Below are 21802 nucleotides of genomic sequence, written 5' to 3' on the forward strand. Positions count from 1 at the left end.
GCCCCTCATCGCCCTGCCGCTTCTTACCCTCCCCACCAGGGGGAGGGTAAGAAGCGGCAGGGCGATGAGGGGCAGCGCGACGCCAGTGCATGGGGCTGCATCGTGATTTCCTCCCAGTCCAATCGTCTCTCCACTGGCGGCCTCCTCGATCGTTCGTCACCGCTGAGCTTCCGCTTCGATGGCAAGACGTTCTTCGGCTTCGAGGGCGACACGCTGGCGTCGGCGCTGATCGCCAACGGCGTCAAGCTGGTCGGCCGCTCGTTCAAATACCACCGTCCGCGCGGCATTCTGACCGCTGGCTCGGAAGAGCCCAACGCGCTGGTCGAACTGCGCACCGGCGCACGCCGCGAGCCGAACACCAAGGCCACGACCGCCGAGCTCTATGAAGGGCTTGAGGCCGCCAGCCAGAACCGCTGGCCGTCGCTCCATTTCGACGTGATGTCGGTCAACCAGCTCTTCGCGCCGATCTTCGTCGCCGGCTTCTACTACAAGACCTTCATGTGGCCGGCGAAATTCTGGGAGGCGATCTACGAGCCGGCGATCCGCCGCGCCGCAGGCCTCGGCCGCGCCGCCGGCGTTGCCGATCCCGACCACTATGACAAGGCCTGGGCGCATTGCGACGTGCTGATCGCCGGCTCCGGCCCGACCGGGCTTGCGGCGGCCCTTGCCGCCGGCCGCTCCGGCGCCCGCGTCATCCTGTGCGAAGAGGATTTTATCCCCGGCGGCCGCCTGCTCTCGGATGGCGGCACGATCGACGGGCTGCCGGCAGCCGAGTGGCTGTCGCGAACCCTGGCGGAACTCGAGGCAATGCCCGATGTCCGCATCATGACCCGCACGACGCTGTTCGGCGTCTACGATGGCGGCACCTATGGCGCGATCGAGCGGGTCAACGACCATCTGCCCTCGCCGCCCGAGCACCAGGTGCGCCAGCGCATGTGGCGCATCGTGGCCAGGCGTTGCGTCGTCGCGGCCGGCGCCCTCGAGCGGCCGGTCGTCTTTGCCGGCAACGATACGCCCGGCGTGATGATGGCTTCGGCCATGCGGACCTATGTCGCGCGCTATGCCGCCGCGCCGGCAAAACGCATCGCGCTGTTCACCAACAATGAGGATGGCTGGCGCACGGTCGAGACAGTACTCGGCGCAGGCTTGCAGATTGCGGCGGTCATCGACGCACGGCCTGACGTCTCGCCCGCCCATCGTTCGCTCGCCTCGAAGAGCGGCTTCCCGGTGCTGCATGGCGCCGTCAGCCGTGCGGACGGCGGCAAGGACGGTGTGAGGAAAATCTCCGTCTCTCTCACCGGCGGCGCGCGAGCCGAAGTGGAAGCGGACGGGCTTGCGGTCTCCGGCGGCTGGAACCCGGCGGTCGGGCTCACCTCCTATCATCGCGGCCGGCCGAAATGGCGCGACGACATCGCCGCCTTCGTGCCCGACGGCGCGCCTCCCGGCATGGTCGCCGCCGGTGCAGCCAATGGCTCGTTCGGTCTCGGCGCCTGTTTGGCGGGAGGGTTTGCAGCAGGCGCGGCGGCCGCGCTCGACGCCGGGCGCAGCGGCAAGGCCGGCACAGCGCCAACTGCCGATGACGAGGCGTTCTCGTTGACGCCGCTCTGGCATGTCGCCGGCAAGGGCAAGGCGTTCGTCGACCAGCAGCACGATGTCACAGCTTCCGACATCGAACTGGCGCAGCGCGAGGGCTTCGAGTCGGTCGAGCATCTGAAGCGCTACACGACGCTCGGCATGGCGACCGACCAGGGCAAGACCTCCAACGTCGCCGGCCTTGCCATCATGGCCGCGGTGTCGGGCAAGTCCATTCCCGAAACCGGCACGACGATCTACCGCCCGCCCTATGTGCCGGTCGCGATCGGCGCCTTTGCCGGCCATCACCGCGACGAGACTTTTCACGCCACAAGGCTGACGCCCTCGCATCACTGGGCCGCCGAACAGGGTGCCGTCTTCGTCGACACCGGCCTGTGGAAGCGCGCGCAATGGTATCCGCACACGGGCGAGAAGGACTGGCTGGAATCAGTCACACGCGAGGTCAAGACGGTGCGTTCCGGCGTCGGCTTCTGCGATGTCTCGACGCTCGGCAAGATCGACGTGCACGGCCCCGATGCCGGCGCCTTCCTCGACCGCGTCTACATCAACACCTTCTCCAGCCTCGCCGTCGGCAAGGCGCGCTACGGGCTGATGCTGCGCGAGGACGGGTTCGTCTACGACGACGGCACGACCTCGCGGCTGGCCGAGGATCATTATTTCCTCACCACCACCACCGCCAAGGCCGGACTGGTGATGCAGCATCTCGAATTCTGCCGGCAGGTGCTGTTCCCGAAACTCGATGTGCAACTGACCTCTGTCTCCGACCAGTGGGCGCAGTTTTCGGTCGCCGGGCCGAAGACGCGTGATCTGCTGAAGGAGATCGTCGATCCGGCCGAGGACCTGTCGAACGAGGGCTTCCCCTTCATGGGTGCACGCGAAGTCGCGCTGCGCGGCGGCATCAAGGCGCGGCTGTTCCGCATCTCTTTCTCCGGCGAAATGGCGTTCGAAATTTCGGTGCCGGCGCGCTATGGCGAGGCGCTCGTGCGCAATCTGATGCTGGCCGGCAAGCCGTTCGGCGTGACGCCATACGGCACCGAGGCTCTTGGCGTCATGCGCATCGAAAAGGGCCATGTCGCCGGACCGGAACTGAACGGCACGACCACGGCCGCCGACCTCGGCCTGGGCAAGATGATGTCGACCAAGAAGGATTTTGTGGGCCGCATCATGGCCGGGCGCGAGGCACTGGTCGCGCCGGACCGGCAGGTCGTCGTCGGCATCAAGCCGACCGACAAGGCGCGGCGGCTGCGCTCCGGCGCGCACATCGTTCCGAAGGGCCAGACGCCCGGACCTGATAACGACCAGGGCTATGTCACCTCAGTCTGCTTCTCGCCGACATCGGATCAATGGATCGGGCTTGCTCTCGTGGAACGTGGTCGCGAGCGTATCGGCGAGACCGTGCGCGCGCACGATCCGCTGCGCGCAGAGGAGTATGATGTCGAACTGTGCAATCCCGTCTTCTACGACCCGGATGGAGGGCGCCAGCGTGGCTGAATTTACCTGGGATGCGCGCAGCCCTCTCGACCGCACGCTGGTCGTCGGTCCGCATGGCGCGCAGGGCGATACCGGCGTTTCGCTGACCGAGATCCGCAATTTCGACCTCGTGCAAGTGATGGCACGCCGCGGCAAGGCGGGTGACCTGGCCAGGGCTGCGACGGCGTGTTTCGGCATTGCCGGTCCGGATGCGCCCAAGGCGGTGCGGATTGCGGACGCCACGCTGATCTGGTCCGGGCCGGATCAGTTTTTCGTGCTGTCGAAGAGTGGCAAGCACGGGATGAAGGCGCTTGCTCCTCTGCTTGCCGGATCGGCTTCGCTGTCTGACCAGTCGCATGCGCGGGCGCTGATCAGCATCTCCGGTGACAAGGCGCGGGCGATGTTGGCCAAGCTTTCATCGCTCGATCTGCATGCCGGTGTGTTCGCGGTCGGCTCTGCCGCCGCAACCTCGATGGATCACACCAGCGTCACGCTCTGGCGTGGGAATGATCGGGCGGACGGACAGGCGGTGTTCAACGTTCTGGTCTTCGCGACCTTTGCCGAGAGCCTGTGGCACACGATGCTCGATGCGGCGGCGGAATATGGTGTGGATATCAGCCATTCCGAGGAAGTGACGTAGCCTTGCGCACGCCCTTCCCTTCTCCCCTTGTAGGAGAAGGTGGCCTCGCGGAGCGAGGTCGGATGAGTGGTGCTCCAGCTTGGCAATGACGGCACGCCGTCACCCACCCCCTCAACCGTCTCGGCGCTGGGCACTGATCCACCGCCCTGGGGCGAGCCACGGATCTCGCCCCGTCCTTCGGACCCCACAAGGGGAGAAGGAAGAACCTGCCCCACCACCGCCTTGCCAAACCCACCCGCACTGCTATTCTTGCTGCTAAAATAATTTCACGCACAGGCAAACTTGTTTCTCGAACCGCAAGGCTGAGATGAGCCAGTCGCCCTACCCTGCCGTCGCATCCGGACCACCCCGGCCGAGCCTGATCCTGCGGCCCGGCCAGATCGCGCTGCCGCCGGGCATGGAGCGCTATACGGTCCAGGGCAATGGTGCGGTGCTGATCGAGGTCGAGGCCGGCGACACGATCACAGTGCGCAATGTCGAGGGCGGCCAGGCTTGCGAACTGCTGGCATGGGATGGCACCGGTGCGACCGATCCCTCCATCCTCGGGGAAAAATCCAACAGCAATGCCGCCGGCATCAAGGCACTGCTTGCCGAGGGCGATGACAGCCTCGCGTCCCTGCGGCGCGGGCTCGCGCGCCGGCAGGTGCAGCTCGACCAGGCCAAGGCGGTGCGCGTATTCGGCGGCGCCACGCCGGCCGGCACCGAACAGGCTTTCACCATCGTGCGCGTCGGCTCGGTGGTGATCGCCGCGCCCGGCGGGCCGATGCTGGTCGACGGCCATGATACGGCGACGCCGCTTACTGTGATCGTGCGGCGTGCCACCATCCGTCCGGCGGCGAAGTCCCAATTGGCCGACCCGCTCGCCGATCCGGTGCTCGACCTGCGCGTCCATTCGGCGACGGCGGAATCCTATTTCGTCAAAGCCGGCGACTATCTGCAGATCATCGACGTCGACGGGCGCCAATGCACCGACTTCCAGTGCTTTTCGGCGCGCAAGCTGGACAAGGGGCTCGACCATCCGCTCGATGTGACGACAACACGCACGCTGATGGGATCGAGCTATCCGATGCCGGGGCTGCACTCGAAATATTACGACCAGGACATGGAGCCGCTGGTCGAAGTGGTGCAGGACACATGCGGCCGGCACGACGCCTTCGCGCTCGCATGCGCCGCCAAATATTACGATGACATCGGCTATCCCGGCCATGCCAACTGCTCGGAGAACTTCAACCGCGCGCTGTCGGACAAGGGCGTCACACCACGCGCCGGCTGGATGGCTATCAACTTCTTCTTCAACACGGCAATCGACGCGCATGGCGTCATGGTCTCCGACGAGCCATGGTCGCGGCCAGGTGACTATGTGCTGCTGCGGGCGCTGACCGACATCGTCTGCGTGTCCTCCGCCTGCCCCGACGACACAACGCCGGCCAATGGCTGGGACCTGACCGACATCCATGTGCGCACCTATTCCGGCCAGCACAAATTCTCGCGTGCGATCGCCAGACGCATGACGCCCGATTCGGAACCGAAAATGACCCGCGAGACCTCCTTTCATTCGAGCTTTGCCAAGCACACCCGCGACTTCGTCGAGTACAGGGGCTATTGGCTGGCCAATTCCTTCGCCAGGGAAGGCGCGATCGCCGAGTACTGGGCCTGCCGGCAGGACGCCGTGATCATGGACCTGTCGCCGCTGCGCAAATTCGAGGTCACCGGCCCGGATTCCGAAGCGCTGCTGCAATATACGCTGACCCGCGACGTCAAGAAGCTCGGCGTGGGCCAGGTCGTCTATTCCGCCATGTGCTACGAGCATGGCGGCATGATCGACGATGGCACGCTGCTCAGGCTCGGCAAGGACAATTTCCGCTGGGTCGGCGGCGACGATCTGTCCGGCGAATGGCTGCGCGAGACGGCGACAAAGCTCGGCCTCAACGTGCTGGTGCGCTCGTCCACCGACCAGATGCACAATATCGCCGTGCAGGGGCCGAAGAGCCGCGACATCCTGAGGAAGGTGATCTGGACCTCGCCGCTGCAGCCGTCGATCGAGGAACTGGAATGGTTCCGCTTCGCCGTCGCGCGCATCGGCGGCGGCAATGGCGTTCCGGTCGTCGTCTCGCGCACCGGCTATACCGGTGAACTCGGCTACGAGATCTGGTGTCATCCGGGCGACGCCGAAAAGGTCTTCGACGCGATCTGGGCCGCCGGCCAGCCGCATGGATTGAAGCCGATGGGCCTGCAGGCGCTGGACATGGTGCGCATCGAGGCCGGGCTGATCTTCGCCGGTTACGAGTTCTCCGACCAGACCGACCCGTTCGAGGCCGGCATCGGCTTCACCGTGCCGCTGAAGTCCAAGACCGACGACTTCATCGGCCGCGAGGCGCTGATCCGGCGCAAGGAGAACCCGCAGAACAAACTGGTCGGGCTCGACATCGATGCCAACGTCGCGGTCGGCCATGGCGATTGCGTGCATGTCGGCCGCGCCCAGATCGGGGTCGTCACGTCGGGCATGCGCTCGCCGGTGCTGAACAAGACCATCGCGCTGGCGCGGCTCGATGTCACCCACGCCGCCATCGGCGCGCGAGTTGAAATCGGCAAGCTCGACGGCCACGCCAAGCGGCTGCCGGCGCGAGTCGTGGCCTTCGCCCATTACGATCCGCAGAAGACCAGGCCGCGTTCCTGACCGCGGCCTTCCGGGCATACGGGATTGCCCATCGGCGGCGCCGCGGGGCACATTTGTGCGCCCGCCCGCAAGCGTGATGTGCACGGCGCGACAAAACGCTTGACGTGAAAGCGCGCCGGATCAATCTTCACTCCTAAGAAAAAAATACGACTGAGTGGAAACACTGAAGTCGCGGCGATATTGGCCGGGAGCAAGCTTCGCACAGCCGAGGCGTCGCCGGCGGGGAACATCAAAAAGGGGAATTCACCGACATGAGCACCATAAGCACAGTCCTGGACCAGCCTGCCGAAAGCAAGCTGCTCAGGCATATCGACTGGCGCGGCGCCTTCTGGGTGGCGAGCGGCGTCCCGGCCCTCGTCCTGTTCTCGATCGGCGGCATTGCCGGCACGACCGGGACGCTCGCTTTCCTGATCTGGACGGTGTCCATGGTCATGGGCTTCCTGCAATCCTTCACCTATGCCGAGATCGCCGGCCTGTTCCCGAACAAATCGGGCGGCGCCTCGATCTACGGCGCCACCGCCTGGCTGCGTTACTCCAAGTTCATCGCGCCCTTGTCGGTGTGGTGCAACTGGTTCGCCTGGTCGCCGGTGCTCTCGCTCGGCTGCTCGATCGCCGCCGCTTATATCCTCAACGCGCTGGCGCCGGTGCCGATCTTTACCGACACGTCGCCCGAGGTCGCCGCCTATGTCACGGCACATGCCGGAACAAGCGCCGCCGACGCCATTACCGCGGTGACCGCGGCGGCGACCCCGGCGATCCGCACGTGGTCGGCGTTCAGCCACACGCTGGGTCCGGTGTCCTTCACCTTCAACGCCACCTTCTTCATCGGCGCCGTGCTGATGCTGATGATCTTCTCGATCCAGCATCGCGGTATCCTGGGCACCGCCAATGTGCAGAAATATATCGGCCTGCTGGTCATCGTCCCGATGCTGATCGTCGGCGTCGTGCCGATCTTCACCGGCCAGATCAACTGGGCCAATTTCTCGCCGCTGGTTCCCTTGGCCGCCGCCTATGCGCCAGAGCCCGGCGCCTGGAACATCGCCGGCTGGACTCTGGTGCTCGGCGGCATGTTCATCGCGGCCTGGTCGACCTACGGCTTCGAGACCGCCGTCTGCTATACGTCCGAGTTCAAGAATCCGGGCACCGACACCTTCAAGGCCATCTTCTATTCCGGCCTGCTCTGCATGCTGCTGTTCATCCTGGTGCCGTTCACCTTCCAGGGCGTGCTCGGCCTCAACGGCATGCTGGCGACGCCGATCGTTGACGGCTCAGGCGTGGCGGATGCTCTCGCCGGCATGGTCGGCGGCGGCGGGCTTATCCACAGCCTGCTGGTGATGCTGATGATCCTGGCGCTTGTGCTGTGCATCATGACGGCTATGGCCGGCTCCTCGCGCACGCTCTACCAGGGCTCCGTCGACGGCTGGCTGCCGCGCTACCTCAGTCACGTCAACGAGCATGGCGCGCCGACGCGGGCGATGTGGACCGACCTGTGCTTCAACCTGATCGTGCTGGCGATCGCCTCGGCCGACGCGACGAGCTTCTTCTTCATTCTCGCCGTATCCAATTGCGGCTACATCATCTTCAACTTCCTCAACCTCAATGCCGGCTGGATCCATCGCATCGACAACGGCCATATCGCGCGGCCATGGAAGGCCCCGACGTGGCTCTTGGGGATCGGGGCGATCTTCGCCTATGTCAACGCGATCTTCATGGGCGCCGGCGCCAAGGTGTGGAACCCGATGGCGCTGTGGGCCGGGCTGATCACCGCGGCGCTGATCATCCCGGTGTTCTGCTTCCGCCATTACATCCAGGACGGCGGCAAGTTCCCCGACCACATGCTGGCCGACCTCGGCATGGCGGGAGCGGACCTCTCGGTGAAAAAGGCGGGCATGCTGCCCTATCTGACGCTGGTCGCCGGAGTGGCGGTAATGCTGATCGCCAACTGGTTTTTCGTCATCTGATTGCCTGACGGGCAAGCGGCCTTCGGCTCCGCAAGAACAGAAATTGGCCGGTCTCAAATGAGACCGGCCGATTTGGTTCATTCAGCCGCCAAAGCGAGTTGCGGCCTCTCGACGCCTTCGACGGTTTCCGGTTCGGGCGTCTGTTCGTCGGTCGGCACCTTCTTTCGCTCACGGCCGAAGAACAGGGCGTAGCCAGCGGGCAGCACCAGGATGGTGAGCACGGTTGCAACCAGAATGCCGCCCATCATGGCGTAGGCGAGCGGCCCCCAGAACACGCCGCGCGAGATTGGGATCAGCGCCAGCACCGCGGTCATTGCCGTCAACACGATCGGCCGGAAACGGCGCACAGCCGAGCCGATGATCGCTTCGGAGCGTTCCATGCCTTTCGCGATGTCCTGGTCGATCTGGTCGACGAGGATGATGGAGTTTCGCATGATGATGCCGAGCAGCGCGATGACTCCGAGGATGGCGACGAAGCCGAACGGCGCGCCGCTGATCAAAAGGGCCGCGGCCGCACCGATGATGCCGAGTGGACCGGTGGCCAGAACAAGCATAGCCTTGCCGAAATGCTGCAGCTGGACCATCAGCAATATGACGATGACGGCCAGCATGATAGGCGCCTTGGCGGCGATGGAAGCCTGGCTTTCCGCCGAATCCTCGGCACCGCCCTGGATCTCGATCTTGTAGCCGGGCGGCAAGCCGTCGCGCAGGCCCTTCATGTCGTTGTACATCTTGGTGACGACGTCGTTTGACTGCACGCCGTCGGGCAAGGTCGCCCGCACGCTGATGGTCGGCAAGCGGTCGCGCCGCCACTCGACGCCTTGCTCCAGCACCGGCACAACCTTGGCCACCTGCGACAGCGGCACGAAGCCACCGAAATCGGTCGGGATGTAGATGGAATCGACCGAGGACAGCAGGGTGCGACTGGCATCCGGTTCGCGGGCGACGATGGACACCGTTTCTTCGCCGTCGCGGAAGTCGCCCAACGGCGCGCCGGACATGGACGCCTGCAGCATCTGGCGGATGCGCTGCGAGGTGACGCCCAACGCACGGGCGCGGTCCTGGTCGATGACCAGCTTCATCGCCGGCACAGGTTCCAGCCAGTCGTCATGGACGGCGCCGAGCAGCGGGTTGGCCTGGAATTTTGCCTTCACCTGGTCGGCAATGCGCCGCACTTCCTGGCGGTCCGGGCCCATGACGCGCATCTGCACCGGCCAGCCTGTCGGCGGGCCGAGGAACAAGCGGTCGACCTTGCCGCGGATGGAGGGGAAGTCCTGCGCCAGGATGGTGCGCAGCTTGACGATCAGCCGCTCGCGCGCCGGCTCGTCATTGGCCATCACAAGAAGCTGGGCGAAGTTAGGATTCCTGAGCTGCTGGTCCAGCGGCAGGAAGAAGCGCGGCGCGCCTTCACCGATATAGGTGGCGATGAAGCGCTTGTCCTTGTCGTCCATCATCTTGGCTTCCAGCGCCTTGGCCTGCGTTTCGACTTCCTTGATGCTGGTGCCTTCCGGCAGCCAGAGATCGACGAGGATTTCCGGGCGCGACGATTGCGGGAAGAAGTTCTGCGGAATGAACTGGAAGGCCCACAGGCTGGTGGCGAAGGTCACCAGCGTCATCGTCAGCACGATGATGCGATGGCGCACGGCCCAGGTAACGGTCGAGCGAAGCCGGCGATAGAAGCTGGTGTCGAAGACGTCGTGATGGGAACCGGCATGCTTGCGCTGCTTGAGGATCATATATCCCAGCCATGGCGTGAAATAGACCGCCACGAACCAGGACACCACGAGCGCGATGCCGACGACGTAGAACAGCGTGCGGACATATTCGCCTGCGGTGGAGGCGGCGAAGCCGACCGGAATGAAGCCGGCGGTGGTGATCAGCGTGCCGGTCAGCATCGGGAAAGCGGTCGAGGAATAGGCGAAACCCGCCGCCTCGATCTTGACCAGCCCCTCCTCCAGCTTGCGTTCCATCATCTCGACGACGATCATGGCGTCGTCGACAAGCAGGCCGAGGGCGATGATCAAGGCGCCGAGCGAAATGCGCTGCAGGTCGATGCCGATCTCGTACATGATGGCGAAGGTGGCGGCCAGGACCAGCGGAATGGCGATGGCAATGACAAGTCCGGAGCGCCAGCCGATCGACAGGAACGAGACGACGAGCACGATCAGCAGCGCTTCGCCGAGCGCATGCATGAACTCGCTGACAGCGTCCCTGACGACCTCGGGCTGGTCCGATATCTGATCGACGGAGACGCCATAGGGCAGCGCCTCCTCGAATCGCTTGTAGGTCGCCTCGACGTCCTTGCCGACATCGGTGACGTTGAAGCCCTTGGCCATGACGACACCGAGCTGGACGCTCTCGTGGCCATTGAACCGGTACTTGCGCTCGAAAGGATCCTCCAGCCCCGAGCTCACGGTGGCGATATCGCCAAGGCGCGTCACCTGGTTGCCGGCGCGCAAGCGCAGCTCGCGAATGTCGGCCGCCCTGGTGACGTCGCCCTCGACCGAAATGCGGACCGAGCGCAGGCCGGTGTCGACAGAGCCTGCCGGGTCGACATTGTTCTGTCCCTTGATCGCGTTCTGCAGGTCAGTCAGCGTCAGGCCGCGCTCGGCTAGCGCCTTGGACGAGACGTCGATATAGATCTTCTCGGGCTGGTCGCCGATGATGACCGCCTTCTCGACGCCGGGCGTCGTCAGCAGCATATCGCGGGCCTGGATGGCGAACTTCTTTAATTCGGGATAGCTGAAGCCATCGCCGCTGATCGAATGCAAGGTGATGAAGGTGTCGCCGAATTCATCGTTGAAATAGGGGCCGAGCAGGCCCTGCGGCAGATCGCCTGCTATGTCGCCGACCTTCTTGCGCACCTGATAGAAGGCGTCGTTGACCTGGGCAGCATTGGTGTCGCCCTTGATCTGAACCGTGATGATGGCGCTGCCGGCGCGCGTGTAGGAGCGCACGAAGTCGAGATGCGGCGTTTCCTGCAGCTTGCGTTCGATCTTGTTGACGACCTGGTCTTCCATCTCCTGGATCGAAGAACCCGGCCAGATCGCCTGCACGACCATGACGCGGAAGGTGAAATCGGGATCTTCCTTCTGGCCCATGCGCATCAGGCCGAGCGCACCGGCAAGGATGATCAGGCCGAACAGGAAACGTGCGATGCTCGGATGCCCGATCGCCCAACGCGAGAGGTTGAAAGGCCGCTTTTCAGTGTTGCTGTCGGTGGTCATGGCGCCAGTCCAGTCCAATTGATCTGCAGGGCAGGTTCATCATGCCGTTCATGCGTTCTTCGTCTGGCTTCCGGGCGGCGAAGCTCCCTCAAGCGGAGAGACTCGCATCGCGTGTGACGCGACAGTGATGCGGGGGAGCCATCTTGCCGGCGTCTCGACGATCGGGCGCCTGCCGCCCGGAAACCATGGCCTGCCCGGTCTTGCGGCTCGCGCCGCCAAGACAGGGGGGCTTTCGTAGTGCCTGGCTGTCAGCGCAGGCTGCTGGTGGCAGCGTCGTCCGCCGCCGAGGCGGACTGCTGGAGACTATCGCCGGACAGCTTGACCTTCAGATTGTCGGTCATGAACTGGGTGCCAGCGGCAACCACGACGTCGCCCTGCTTGAGGCCGTCGGCAACCGCGACGCCATCGGCGGTGAAGTTCGCGATCTTGACCGGACGCGAATGCACGGTGTCGCTGCCGCGGTCCACGGCCCAGACGATCTTCTGGCCGTCCTTTTCAGCCAGGGCGCTGAGCGGGATCGAGACCAGCTGGGTCTTGCTGTCGATCGAGGCCTGCACGTTGGCGGTCATGCCGAGCAGCACGCGCGGATCGTTGGGAAGCGAGACGCGAACGGCGAAGGTACGCGACTGCGGGTCGGCGCTGCCGGCCACTTCGCGGACCTTGCCGGCAAGCGTCAGCGCATCGTCCGCCCAGAAGCTTGCCTTGACCTCCTTGCCCGGCCTGAAGCCGGCAATATCCATTTCCGGCACCGCGATCAGCACTTCCTTCTCGCCATCGACGGCAACCGTCATCACGGGCGTGCCGGCACCGACCACCTGGCCGACATCGGCACTGACCGCGGTGACGATGCCGTTCTCGCTCGCCTTGAGGTCGGTATAGTGGACCTGGTTCTGAGCCTGGGCGAGGGTCGAGCGGGCGGCATCGCGCGTCGCGACCGCCTGGTTGTAGGCCAGCGTCGCCTGCTCGAGCTGCGATTTCGGCGCGAAATTCTTGGCATAGAGCTGCTCGGCGCGCTTCCTGGCGAGATCCACCGTCTCGACCTGGCGCTCGGCGGCGTCAAGGCTCGCCGCGGCGCTTTTGACCGAAAGCTCGTAATCGGAGGGATCGATGCGGGCGAGGACGTCGCCCGAGGTGACATGCTGGCCGATGTCGACGAGCCTCTCGGTGACCTTGCCGGCAACGCGGAAGCCGAGATTCATCTCGGTGCGGGCACGCACCGAGCCGGAATAATCGAGCTGGCGGGTGGTCTGCGCCGCGCCGATCTCGACGACCTTGACGGGGCGGATGATATCCTTGACCTCCGCCTTCTCCTGGGAACAACCGGCAAGGCCGAGCGACGCGACGATCAGGCCGGCAACCGGCAGCCAGCGGATAATGGAATTGGACGAAGACACCTTAGCACTCCCAAACTGGAGATTGATTGTCGTTACCGGCGCCCGGCGGGCGGCGGCTACTTCTTCAAGGCCTTGATCGCATAGTCGATGAGGTCGTCGGGCATTGCCCGGTTGGTCTTGGCAAGACACTGGGCCACCATCTGCGGGTGGCACAAAATGACCGTGGCCGCGCCGAAGCAGCGCGACGCAATCACCGGATCCTGCTCCCTGAATTCGCCGGCCGCGATGCCCTCGCGGATCACCTCGGCAAAAAGATCATGGATACTGTCGACATGCTTGTCGATAACGCCCCAATCGCGCTCGAGGGCGACGATGACCATCTCATGGACCTTCTGGTCGTCGAGCATGACCTCCATGGTCATCTTGTACTGCGCGTGCACGTAGCGCCGCAGCCGTTCCTCGGCGCTGATCGGCAAATGCATGATCTCGTAGGCCATCCTGTAGCTGGCCCCGAGCATCCGGCCGCAGACCGCCTGGTGGATTTCGACCTTGGAAGCAAAGAAGCGATAGATGTTGGCTGGCGACATGCCGAGTTCGCGGGCAATGTCGGCGACATTGGTCTTGCCGTAGCCATAGTGCCGGAACAGGCGCTCGGCGCAATCGAGAATGCGCGTTACATTCTCCTGGCGGGCGGCATCGGCGACGAGGTTGGCGGTTTCGGACATAGCCTCTTTCGATTTACTAGTGATGAATTTTGATTTTCGTCACTCGTAAATCGAAAGGAACGCGATGTCAACACGGATTCGGCGTACGCGTACAAAATGGTGACAGATGGTGACAGTGAGGGGGGTGGCTCGCCTCGCACTTCGTCATCCCAGGGTGAAGCAGTCGCGAAGCGACGTAGCGGAAACCTAGGATCCATGCCGTGGCCTTGCGGCCGTGCTCCGGCAGTCGAGGATGGCTGCTGTGGGCTACAGTAACTTCCTGATCCGCCTCATTTTTTGACTGACATCAGGGCATGGATCCTAGGGTCTGCGCCGCGTCGCTGGTCCTTGCGTCGCCCTGGGATGACGAAGTCACAAGGCCCGCCGCAAATTGTCGGGGTCATCGCAAGAGCGGCCATGCGGCCTACGCCTCCTTCGCCATCTCCCTTAGCCGGAATTTCTGGATCTTCCCCGTCGAGGTCTTGGGAATCTCGGCGAACACCACCGCTTTCGGCAGCTTGAAGCGGGCAAGCAGCGCGCGGCAATGCTCGATGATCTCTGCCTCGGTCGCCGTCTTGCCAGGCTTCAGCTCGACATAGGCGACCGGCACCTCGCCCCATTTCTCGTCCGCCCGCGCCACCACGCCGCAAGACGCAACGGACGGGTGCTTGTAGAGCGCGTCCTCGACCTCGATCGAGGAAATGTTCTCGCCGCCCGAAATGATAATGTCCTTGGAGCGGTCCTTGAGCTGGATATATCCATCCGCATGCATGACGCCGAGATCGCCGGAGTGGAACCAGCCGCCGGCGAACGCCTCGTCGGTGGCCTTGCGGTTCCTGAGATAGCCTTTCATGACGATGTTGCCGCGAAACATGACCTCGCCGATGGTCTGGCCGTCGGCGGGCGTCTGCGTCATCGTTTCGGGATCCATCACCGTGAGGCCTTCGAGCGCGGCGTAGCGGACGCCTTGCCTGGCCTTCCTCGTGGCCCTCTGCCCCTTCTCCAGATGATCCCACTCATTGTGCCATTCGTTCACCACCGCCGGGCCGTAGGTCTCGGTCAGACCATAGAGATGCGTGACGGCGAAGCCGGCATCGGCCATGCCGGTGAGCACCGCTTCCGGCGGCGGCGCGGCGGCCGTGTTGAAGGTGACGGCTTGCGGGAACTGGCGCTTGTCCTCATCCCTGGCGTTGATCAGCACCGACATGACGATCGGCGCGCCGCACAGATGGGTGACGCCATGGTCGGCGATGGCGTCGTAGATCTGCTTCGGCCGAACCCAGCGCAGACAGATATGGGTGCCGGCCTGGACGGCCAAGGTCCACGGAAAGCACCAGCCATTGCAGTGGAACATCGGCAGTGTCCACAGATAGACCGCGTGCTTGGCCATGCCGGCATGGACGGTGTTGGCGTAGGCCATCAGCGCAGCACCCCGATGATGATAGACGACGCCTTTCGGGTTGCCTGTCGTGCCCGAGGTGTAGTTGAGCGAAATGGCGTCCCACTCGTCGTCAGGCATCGACCAGGCAAAATTCCCCTCGCCCTCGGCGACGAAGGCCTCGTAGTCGAGAGTGCCGATGCGACCGCCCTTCGGATAGGGAGCGTCCGCGGCGTAGTCGGGATCGTCATAGTCGATGACCAGGGGCTTCACCTTGGCCAGGTCAAGCGCTTGCCGAACCACTTCGGAGAATTCGCGATCGACGATAAGCACTCTGGTCCCGGCATGGTCGAGCTGGAAAGCGATCACGGCGGCGTCGAGGCGAGTGTTGAGCGAATGCAGCACCGCCTTGGTCATTGGCACGCCGAAATGCGCCTCCAGCATCGGCGGCGTGTTCGACAGCATCACCGTCACCGTGTCGCCCTTGCCTATGCCGCGCCCGGCAAGCGCCGAGGCGAGCTGCAGCGAACGCCGCCAGAAATCGCGATACGTCACGCGCTGCCGGCCATGGATGATGGCGACATGATCGGGATAGGTCTTGGCTGCCCGCTCCAGATAGGTGAGCGGCGTCAGCGGCTGGTGGTTGGCAGCGTTCCTGTCGAGATCCTGTTCGTAAGGGTTGCCCATCGTGTCCTCCCCGTATGTCCCTTTGCCGACAAGTTCTAACCACAGGCTGGGGCCGCGTCACCAGCAACGATGCCACGACAAAGCGCGTCTGGCGCAATGATGATCTAGATTTGGCGCGCGTAAAGGCATCGCGTACCTCCGCGCGGTTTGACTTTTGTCGAGAGCCGTGACTAATGTCAGCCGAGGAGAAGGCATGGCGATCCGACCGGCAGAACAACTTATACATAAGGCCGCCTGGCTCTATTATGCGCATGGCCTGCGCCAGGACCAGGTGGCGAGCCAGCTTAACATTTCCCGCGCCTCCGTTGCCATGTATCTGCGCAAGGCGCGAGAGACCGGCATCGTCAACATCTCGACCTCGACCCAGCTTTTCACCGACGACGTCATGGCGCGCAAGCTCGAGGATGCACTCGGTCTCGACGCGGTCTGGATCGCGCCGGAAAACGGCCATATCGCCGATCCCGCCACCGACATCGCGGTGCTGGCGGCGAGCGTCTTTCTCGAACTGGTGAAAAAAGGCGACCGCATCGGCGTCGCCTGGGGACGCACCGTCTACATGATCGCCGACATCATGTCCTACGCCGATCTCCAGGATGTCACCGTGGTGCAGCTCTGCGGCAATCTCGGCGCGCCCTATTCCTATCGTCCCGACCAGTGCACGATGGAGATCGCCCGGCGGCTCAACGCCAAGGGCATCAATTTCTACGCCCCGCTCGTGCTGACCACCGAAGAGCTGGCGCGCGGCCTGCGCGCCGAGCCTGTAATCCGCGAACAGCTGTCGAGCATCCACGAATGCGATCTGGCGCTGTATTCGGTCGGCGCCGTCGATGCCGACAGCCATCTGGTCAAATGCGGCGCGCTGACATCAGACGAAATGGCCGACCTGCGCAAGGCGGGCGCGGCCGGCGTCATTGCCGGGCAGATCATCGATGCCGAGGGCAAGGTGCTCGACTGCGGCTACAACAGGCGGGTGATCTCGGCGGAGCTTTCCTCGTTGCGCGCCATTCAGAAGCGGCTGATGGTGGTGCAGGAGAACAGCAAGTTCGAACCCCTGCTCGCTGCGATCGACGGCGGCCTTTGCACACATCTGGTGGTCGGCGCCGATATGGCGCAGCGGCTTCTGGATGATGCCGGAGCGCCAGGCAAAAAGGTATCCTAGAGACCATTCCTGCCGCGGCCGTCATCAAGGCGTCGCGGCATTCCTGTTTCACCACTATGACAGCAACTGGACGAAGCTAATGAAGAACCTGTGGAATGACGGCGACGCGGAGAAGATGGTTGCCGACTATGCAAAGAAAGGCGTCGGACGCGATCTCGCGCTGCGCGTCTACACGACGCGCCTGCTGGGCGGCGAACCGCGACTGGTACTGCATGGCGGCGGCAACACTTCCTGCAAGACCAAGGCGACCGACCTCGTCGGCGACGAATGGGACGTGCTGTGCGTCAAGGGCAGCGGCTGGGACATGGCCGTCATCGAGCCGCAGGGCCTGCCGGCGGTGAAGATGGGCGCGCTCATCAAGGCGCGCGCGCTGGACAAGCTCTCCGACGAGGACATGGTCGCGCTGCAGCGGGCGAACCTCATCGATCCGTCCTCGCCCAATCCTTCGGTCGAGACATTGCTGCATGCCTTCCTGCCGCACAAATTCGTCGACCACACGCACTCGACCGCCATCCTGGCGATCGTCGACCAGGAAGACAGCAAGCCGCTGGTGAAGACGGTGTTCGGGACCAAGATGGGCTACGTGCCCTACATCATGCCGGGCTTCGACCTCGCCAAGGCGGCGGCCGACGTCTTCGATGCCGACCCTGATGTGGAAGGACTGATCCTCGACAAGCACGGCATCTTCACCTTCGGCGACGACGCCAAGCAGGCCTACAACCGGATGATCCACTATGTGAATGTCGCCGAGGAGTATGTAGCCAAGCATGCCAAGCCCAAGGCGGCAAAGGCCGCGCTTCCGGCGAAGCTCGCGACGCCGGCTTCCATCGCTCCTATGTTGCGCGGCGCCGTGGCGGTGGCACGCGGCGAAGGCCGCTTCGACCGCATGATCAGCGATTTCCGCACCTCGGATGCGATCGTCGATTTCATCAATTCGGCCGAGATCGCCGACTACGCCGCGCGCGGCGTGTCGACGCCGGACCTGTCGATCCGCATCAAGACCGGGCCGATGGCGGTGCCGGCGCCAGATGCGGACAAGGCCGGCGACTACAAGGCCGTCATCAAGAACCATGTCGACGCCTTCGCCAAGGAATACCGCGCCTATTTCGAGACCAATGACGCGCTCGACGACGTCAAACGCACCATGCTCGACCCGATGCCGCGGCTGACGCTGGTGCCGGGGCTCGGCATGTTCGGCCATGGCCGCACGCTGAAGGATGCCAGGATCGCTTCCGATGTCGGCGAAATGTGGATCGAGGCCGTGCGTGGCGCCGAGGTGGTCGGCCGTTTTCATCCGCTTTCCAAGGCCGACCTGTTCCCGCTCGAATACTGGTCGCTGGAACAGGCCAAACTCGCCTCCAACAAGCCGAAGCCGCTGACCGGCCAGGTCGTGCTGATCACTGGCGGTGCCGGTGCGATCGGTGCGGCGACCGCCAAGCTGTTTGCGGACAATGGCGCGCATGCGGTGGTCGTCGATCTCGATGGCGAAAAAGCCGCTGAAACCGCCAAGAAGGCCGGCAACAATTCGATCGGGGTCGCCGCCGACATCACCGATACGGCGCAGGTGCGTGCAGCCTTCGACAAGGCGGTCGCCGTGTATGGCGGCGTCGACATAGTGGTGTCCAATGCCGGTGCCGCTTGGGAAGGCCGGATCGGCGAACTTGACGACGCGCTGCTGCGCAAGAGCTTCGAGCTCAATTTCTTCGCCCACCAGTCGGTGGCGCAGAACGCGGTGCGCATCATGCTCGAACAGGGTACCGGCGGCGCTCTCCTGTTCAACACCTCCAAGCAGGCGGTCAATCCGGGTCCGAAATTCGGCGCCTACGGCGTGCCGAAGGCGGCGACGCTGTTCCTGTCCAGGCAATATGCACTGGATTACGGCGCGCATGGCATCCGTTCCAACGCCGTCAATGCCGACCGCATCCGCTCCGGGCTGTTGACCGACGCCATGATCGCCAGCCGATCGGGCGCACGCGGCGTGTCGGAAAAAGAGTACATGTCCGGCAATCTGCTCGGCCAGGAGGTGACGGCGCAGGACGTGGCGCAGGCTTTCCTGCACCACGCGCTGGCCGACCGCACAACCGCCGACGTAACGACGGTCGACGGCGGCAATATCGCGGCGGCGCTGCGGTAGCACGGTCACGCACAGCGCAGACGGCAGGCTTGCAAGAACACCCGTTTGTAGCTACATTGTGGCTCAACAGTAAGGAGTCGCAACATGGCTACGGATACGGTTGTCCGCGCTCGAATTGATGCCGCGACAAAGGACCAGGCTACCGAAGCCCTGGCGGCAATGGGACTGTCGGTCTCCGACGCCATTCGCCTGCTGCTGGTCCGCGTCGCCGCCGACAAGGAATTTCCCTTTCCGGTGAAGGTGCCGAACGCAACCACCCAAAAGGCCATGGCCGAATTGGAAAAAGGCAAAGGCAAGCGTTTCGCGTCAGCCGACGAATTGTTCAAGGATTTGGGCATCTGACATGCCGACGCCCGTTCACTCCGGGCAATTCCGCAGGGACGTTAAGCGCATGGAGAAGCGTGGCAAAGACCTCGCTAAATTGCGCGAGTTGTTGGGCCTGCTCATCGCCGGACTGCCGGCGCGTTATAAGGATCACCCCTCTAAAAGGCGACTGGAAAGACTATCGGGATGCGCATGTAGAACCGGATTGGCTCTTGATCTACCGCATTGCCGACGATGAGCTGCGGCTTGCCCGCACCGGCTCCTACTCCGATCTGTTCAACGAATGAAGACAGCAAAAAAGCCGCCTGCAGTTGCTGCAAGCGGCTGTTCCAAGTGTGAGCGAATTGCAATATCGATTGGCCTACTTCGCGTTCGGGTTCGGCATCCAGGCCGGCATCGCGACATCGGCGTGGGCGAACTGCGGCAGCTTGGCCGACAGGTCCTCCATATTCTTGATGTCCTTGTCGAGAAGGTCCTTCTGGGTGATCAGCGTCGGCGGCACGACGACGTTGTGGCCTGGGTCTTCGCCGGCCAGCAGCTGCGCCAGCGCACGCACCGAGACCTGGCCGACGACGGCCGGGTTCGTGGCCGCGGTTGCCGCCCAGGCGCTGTCGGGCTCGCGCATCGCCGCAATGTCGGAGGTCGAGATGTCGGCCGAATAGATCTTGATGTCCTTGTTCAGGCCCGCCTCGTCGACGGCGATCTTCACGCCCTTGGCGAACTCGTCATAGGGAGCAAACATCACCTTGATGTCCGGATGGGCGGTCAGCACCGAGCGCGCCTGGTTGGCGACCGAGTTGGCGATCGGGTTGTCCAGCGTGCCGAACATGGCGACTTCCTTGATGCCCGAGTATTTCTTCTTCACGTCGACCCATGTCTCATTGCGGCGGTCGAGCGGGGCGATGCCCGCGACATAGACATAGCCGGCCTTCCAGCTCTCGCCATTATCCTTGACCGCCTGCTCGAGCGCGAGGCGCGCAAGGTCGCGGTCTGACTGCTCGATCTGCGGGATCTTGGGGTTTTCGACGTTGACGTCGAAAGCGACCACCTTGATGCCGGCGTCGACCGCGCGCTGGGCGGCGTCCTTCATCGATTCCGTCAGGCCGTGCTGGATGATGATACCCTGCACGCCGAGCGCGATGGCCTGGTCGACCATGTCGGCCTGGAGGGCGGCGTCCTGGCGGCTGTCGAGCACGCGCAGGTCGACGCCAAGGGCCTTGGCCTGCGCCTCGACGCCGGACAGATAGGCCTGGAAGAAATCCCCGGTCGAGAGATAGCGCACCAAGGCGATCTTGACGCCTGGCTTGTCGAACGGCGCCGGGCGATCGGCAGCCAGGGCCGTCCCTTGCACCAGCAACGCCGCGCCGGCGAGCCCGAGTGCTGCCTTGCCCAAAAGTCTTCTTGTGATGTTCACGTCGTTTCCTCCACTTGTTGAAATGCAACCCGGTCGAAATCTATGTCCTGCCCCTGCCGGAAAGAGCGAAGGTGAAGACAAGGGCGACGACCAGAACGGCGCCCTTGATGAAATCCTGCGTGTAGTACGGCGCGTTCATCATCGTCAGGCCCTGCAGCAGGACACCGACGAACACGGCGCCGACGGCCGTGCCGAACGCGTTCGGCTTGGCGGCGCCGAGCACCGCGTAGCCGATGAGCGCCGCGGCGACGGCGTCGAGCAGAAGGTTATTACCCGAGGCGATGTCGCCGCGTCCAAGCCGGGCGGCGAGCAAAATACCGCCGATCGAGGCAAAAACTCCTGAAATGATATAGGCCCAGATTTTGTATGCCTTGACAGGCGCGCCGGCGAGTTCGGCGGCGCGCTCATTGGAGCCGACGGCATACATCATGCGGCCGAAGCGGGTGTATTCGAGGAAGAACCAGATCAGCACCGCGAGCACCGCGAGGACGACGACCGAGACCGGAACGAGATTGGGAATGAAGAAGTCGAAGCGGTGGCGGCCGAGCGCCAGGAACGCCTCGCCGAACTTGCCGTTGGCGACCGAGCCATCGGGCATGGTCATGCCGGTGGCGATCGAGCGGCCTTCGGTCGGGATGCGCTGCAGGCCGACCAGCAGGAACATCATGCCGAGCGTCGCCAGCAGGTCCGGCACGCGCATATAGACGATCAGCCAACCATTGATGAGCCCAACAATAACGCCGATCAGCAGGCAGACGATGACCGCGACGACAGCGTTCTGCTCCAGCACCACCATCACATAGGCCGCAGCCATCATGGCTGACGTGGCGACCGAGCCGATCGACAGGTCGAAGCCGCCAACGACCAGCGTGGCGGTGACGCCAAGCGCCAGCACGCCGGTGATGGCGACCGACTGAAAAATGAAGACCGCGCTTTGCGGCGAAACGAAACCGTCGGCGGCGATCGCGAAATAAGCGACGAGCCCGAACAACAGGACGATGAAACCGTAGCGGATGGCGTGGTTGCGCCGCGTCATTCAGCGCCCCCGCGCGCCGCTGCCGTTTTTACCCAACTCGAACCCATGCTCTCCATTCCAATTG

At 64.0% G+C, this 21802-nt stretch carries 13 protein-coding genes and 1 pseudogene; 8 read left to right on the plus strand and 6 right to left on the minus strand.

Features of this window, described 5'->3' with window-relative positions:
- Positions 1–102: 102 nt before the first annotated feature.
- The 4 genes from FJ973_RS09240 to FJ973_RS09255 all read left to right on the plus strand — a co-directional run bounded on the left by FJ973_RS09240 (position 103) and on the right by FJ973_RS09255 (position 8341).
- A complete protein-coding gene (locus FJ973_RS09240) occupies positions 103–3084 on the plus strand; it encodes a sarcosine oxidase subunit alpha (protein WP_140555444.1) in 2982 nt (993 codons plus the stop codon).
- The gene (locus FJ973_RS09245; protein ID WP_140555446.1) at positions 3077–3703 is read left to right on the plus strand and encodes a sarcosine oxidase subunit gamma family protein; all 627 of its coding nucleotides are present in this window, start codon (positions 3077–3079) and stop codon (positions 3701–3703) included. The genes FJ973_RS09240 and FJ973_RS09245 overlap by 8 nt, the downstream gene beginning before the upstream one ends.
- A 307-nt stretch (positions 3704–4010) precedes the next feature.
- A complete protein-coding gene (locus tag FJ973_RS09250; protein ID WP_140555447.1) occupies positions 4011–6380 on the plus strand; it encodes an aminomethyltransferase family protein in 2370 nt (789 codons plus the stop codon).
- A 251-nt stretch (positions 6381–6631) separates the two neighbouring features.
- Positions 6632–8341, plus strand: a complete 1710-nt coding sequence (locus FJ973_RS09255) for an APC family permease (protein WP_140555449.1) — start codon at positions 6632–6634, stop codon at positions 8339–8341.
- 77 nt (positions 8342–8418) lie between these two features.
- Here FJ973_RS09255 and FJ973_RS09260 read toward each other — a convergent pair whose 3' ends face one another.
- From FJ973_RS09260 to FJ973_RS09275, 4 genes are all read right to left on the minus strand, one after another.
- Positions 8419–11568, minus strand: a complete 3150-nt coding sequence (locus FJ973_RS09260; protein ID WP_140555450.1) for an efflux RND transporter permease subunit — start codon at positions 11566–11568, stop codon at positions 8419–8421.
- 248 nt (positions 11569–11816) lie between these two features.
- Positions 11817–12962 carry an efflux RND transporter periplasmic adaptor subunit gene (locus tag FJ973_RS09265; protein WP_140555452.1) on the minus strand — a complete coding sequence of 382 codons (1146 nt, stop codon included), beginning with the start codon at positions 12960–12962 and terminating at the stop codon, positions 11817–11819.
- A 56-nt stretch (positions 12963–13018) separates the two neighbouring features.
- On the minus strand, positions 13019–13627 hold the full coding sequence (locus tag FJ973_RS09270) for a TetR family transcriptional regulator (RefSeq protein ID WP_140497843.1): 609 nt from the start codon (positions 13625–13627) through the stop codon (positions 13019–13021).
- Positions 13628–14030: 403 nt separating this feature from the next.
- A complete protein-coding gene (locus tag FJ973_RS09275; protein WP_140555454.1) occupies positions 14031–15671 on the minus strand; it encodes an acyl-CoA synthetase in 1641 nt (546 codons plus the stop codon).
- 193 nt (positions 15672–15864) lie between these two features.
- On the opposite strand from FJ973_RS09275, the gene FJ973_RS09280 reads away from it, so the two are divergent.
- The 4 genes and pseudogenes from FJ973_RS09280 to FJ973_RS09295 all read left to right on the plus strand — a co-directional run bounded on the left by FJ973_RS09280 (position 15865) and on the right by FJ973_RS09295 (position 19575).
- Positions 15865–16830 carry a sugar-binding transcriptional regulator gene (locus tag FJ973_RS09280; RefSeq protein ID WP_140555456.1) on the plus strand — a complete coding sequence of 322 codons (966 nt, stop codon included), beginning with the start codon at positions 15865–15867 and terminating at the stop codon, positions 16828–16830.
- Between the two features lie 79 nt (positions 16831–16909).
- Entirely contained in the window at positions 16910–18964 is a 2055-nt protein-coding gene (locus tag FJ973_RS09285) for a bifunctional aldolase/short-chain dehydrogenase (RefSeq protein WP_140555457.1), read from the plus strand.
- A gap of 84 nt (positions 18965–19048) precedes the next feature.
- Positions 19049–19306, plus strand: coding sequence for a type II toxin-antitoxin system RelB/DinJ family antitoxin (locus tag FJ973_RS09290; protein WP_140497837.1), 258 nt, complete (start codon positions 19049–19051; stop codon positions 19304–19306).
- Position 19307: 1 nt separating this feature from the next.
- Positions 19308–19575 (plus strand): annotated as a pseudogene (locus tag FJ973_RS09295) (type II toxin-antitoxin system YafQ family toxin).
- Between the two features lie 74 nt (positions 19576–19649).
- Here FJ973_RS09295 and FJ973_RS09300 read toward each other — a convergent pair.
- Positions 19650–20702 (minus strand): substrate-binding domain-containing protein, encoded by a 1053-nt coding sequence (locus tag FJ973_RS09300; RefSeq protein WP_140555459.1) that lies wholly within the window; start codon positions 20700–20702, stop codon positions 19650–19652.
- Between the two features lie 40 nt (positions 20703–20742).
- A complete protein-coding gene (locus tag FJ973_RS09305; protein WP_140555461.1) occupies positions 20743–21738 on the minus strand; it encodes an ABC transporter permease in 996 nt (331 codons plus the stop codon).
- Positions 21739–21802 lie beyond the last annotated feature (64 nt).

The organism is Mesorhizobium sp. B2-1-3 (assembly GCF_006442495.1).
In the GTDB taxonomy this organism is placed as follows: Bacteria; Pseudomonadota; Alphaproteobacteria; order Rhizobiales; family Rhizobiaceae; genus Mesorhizobium.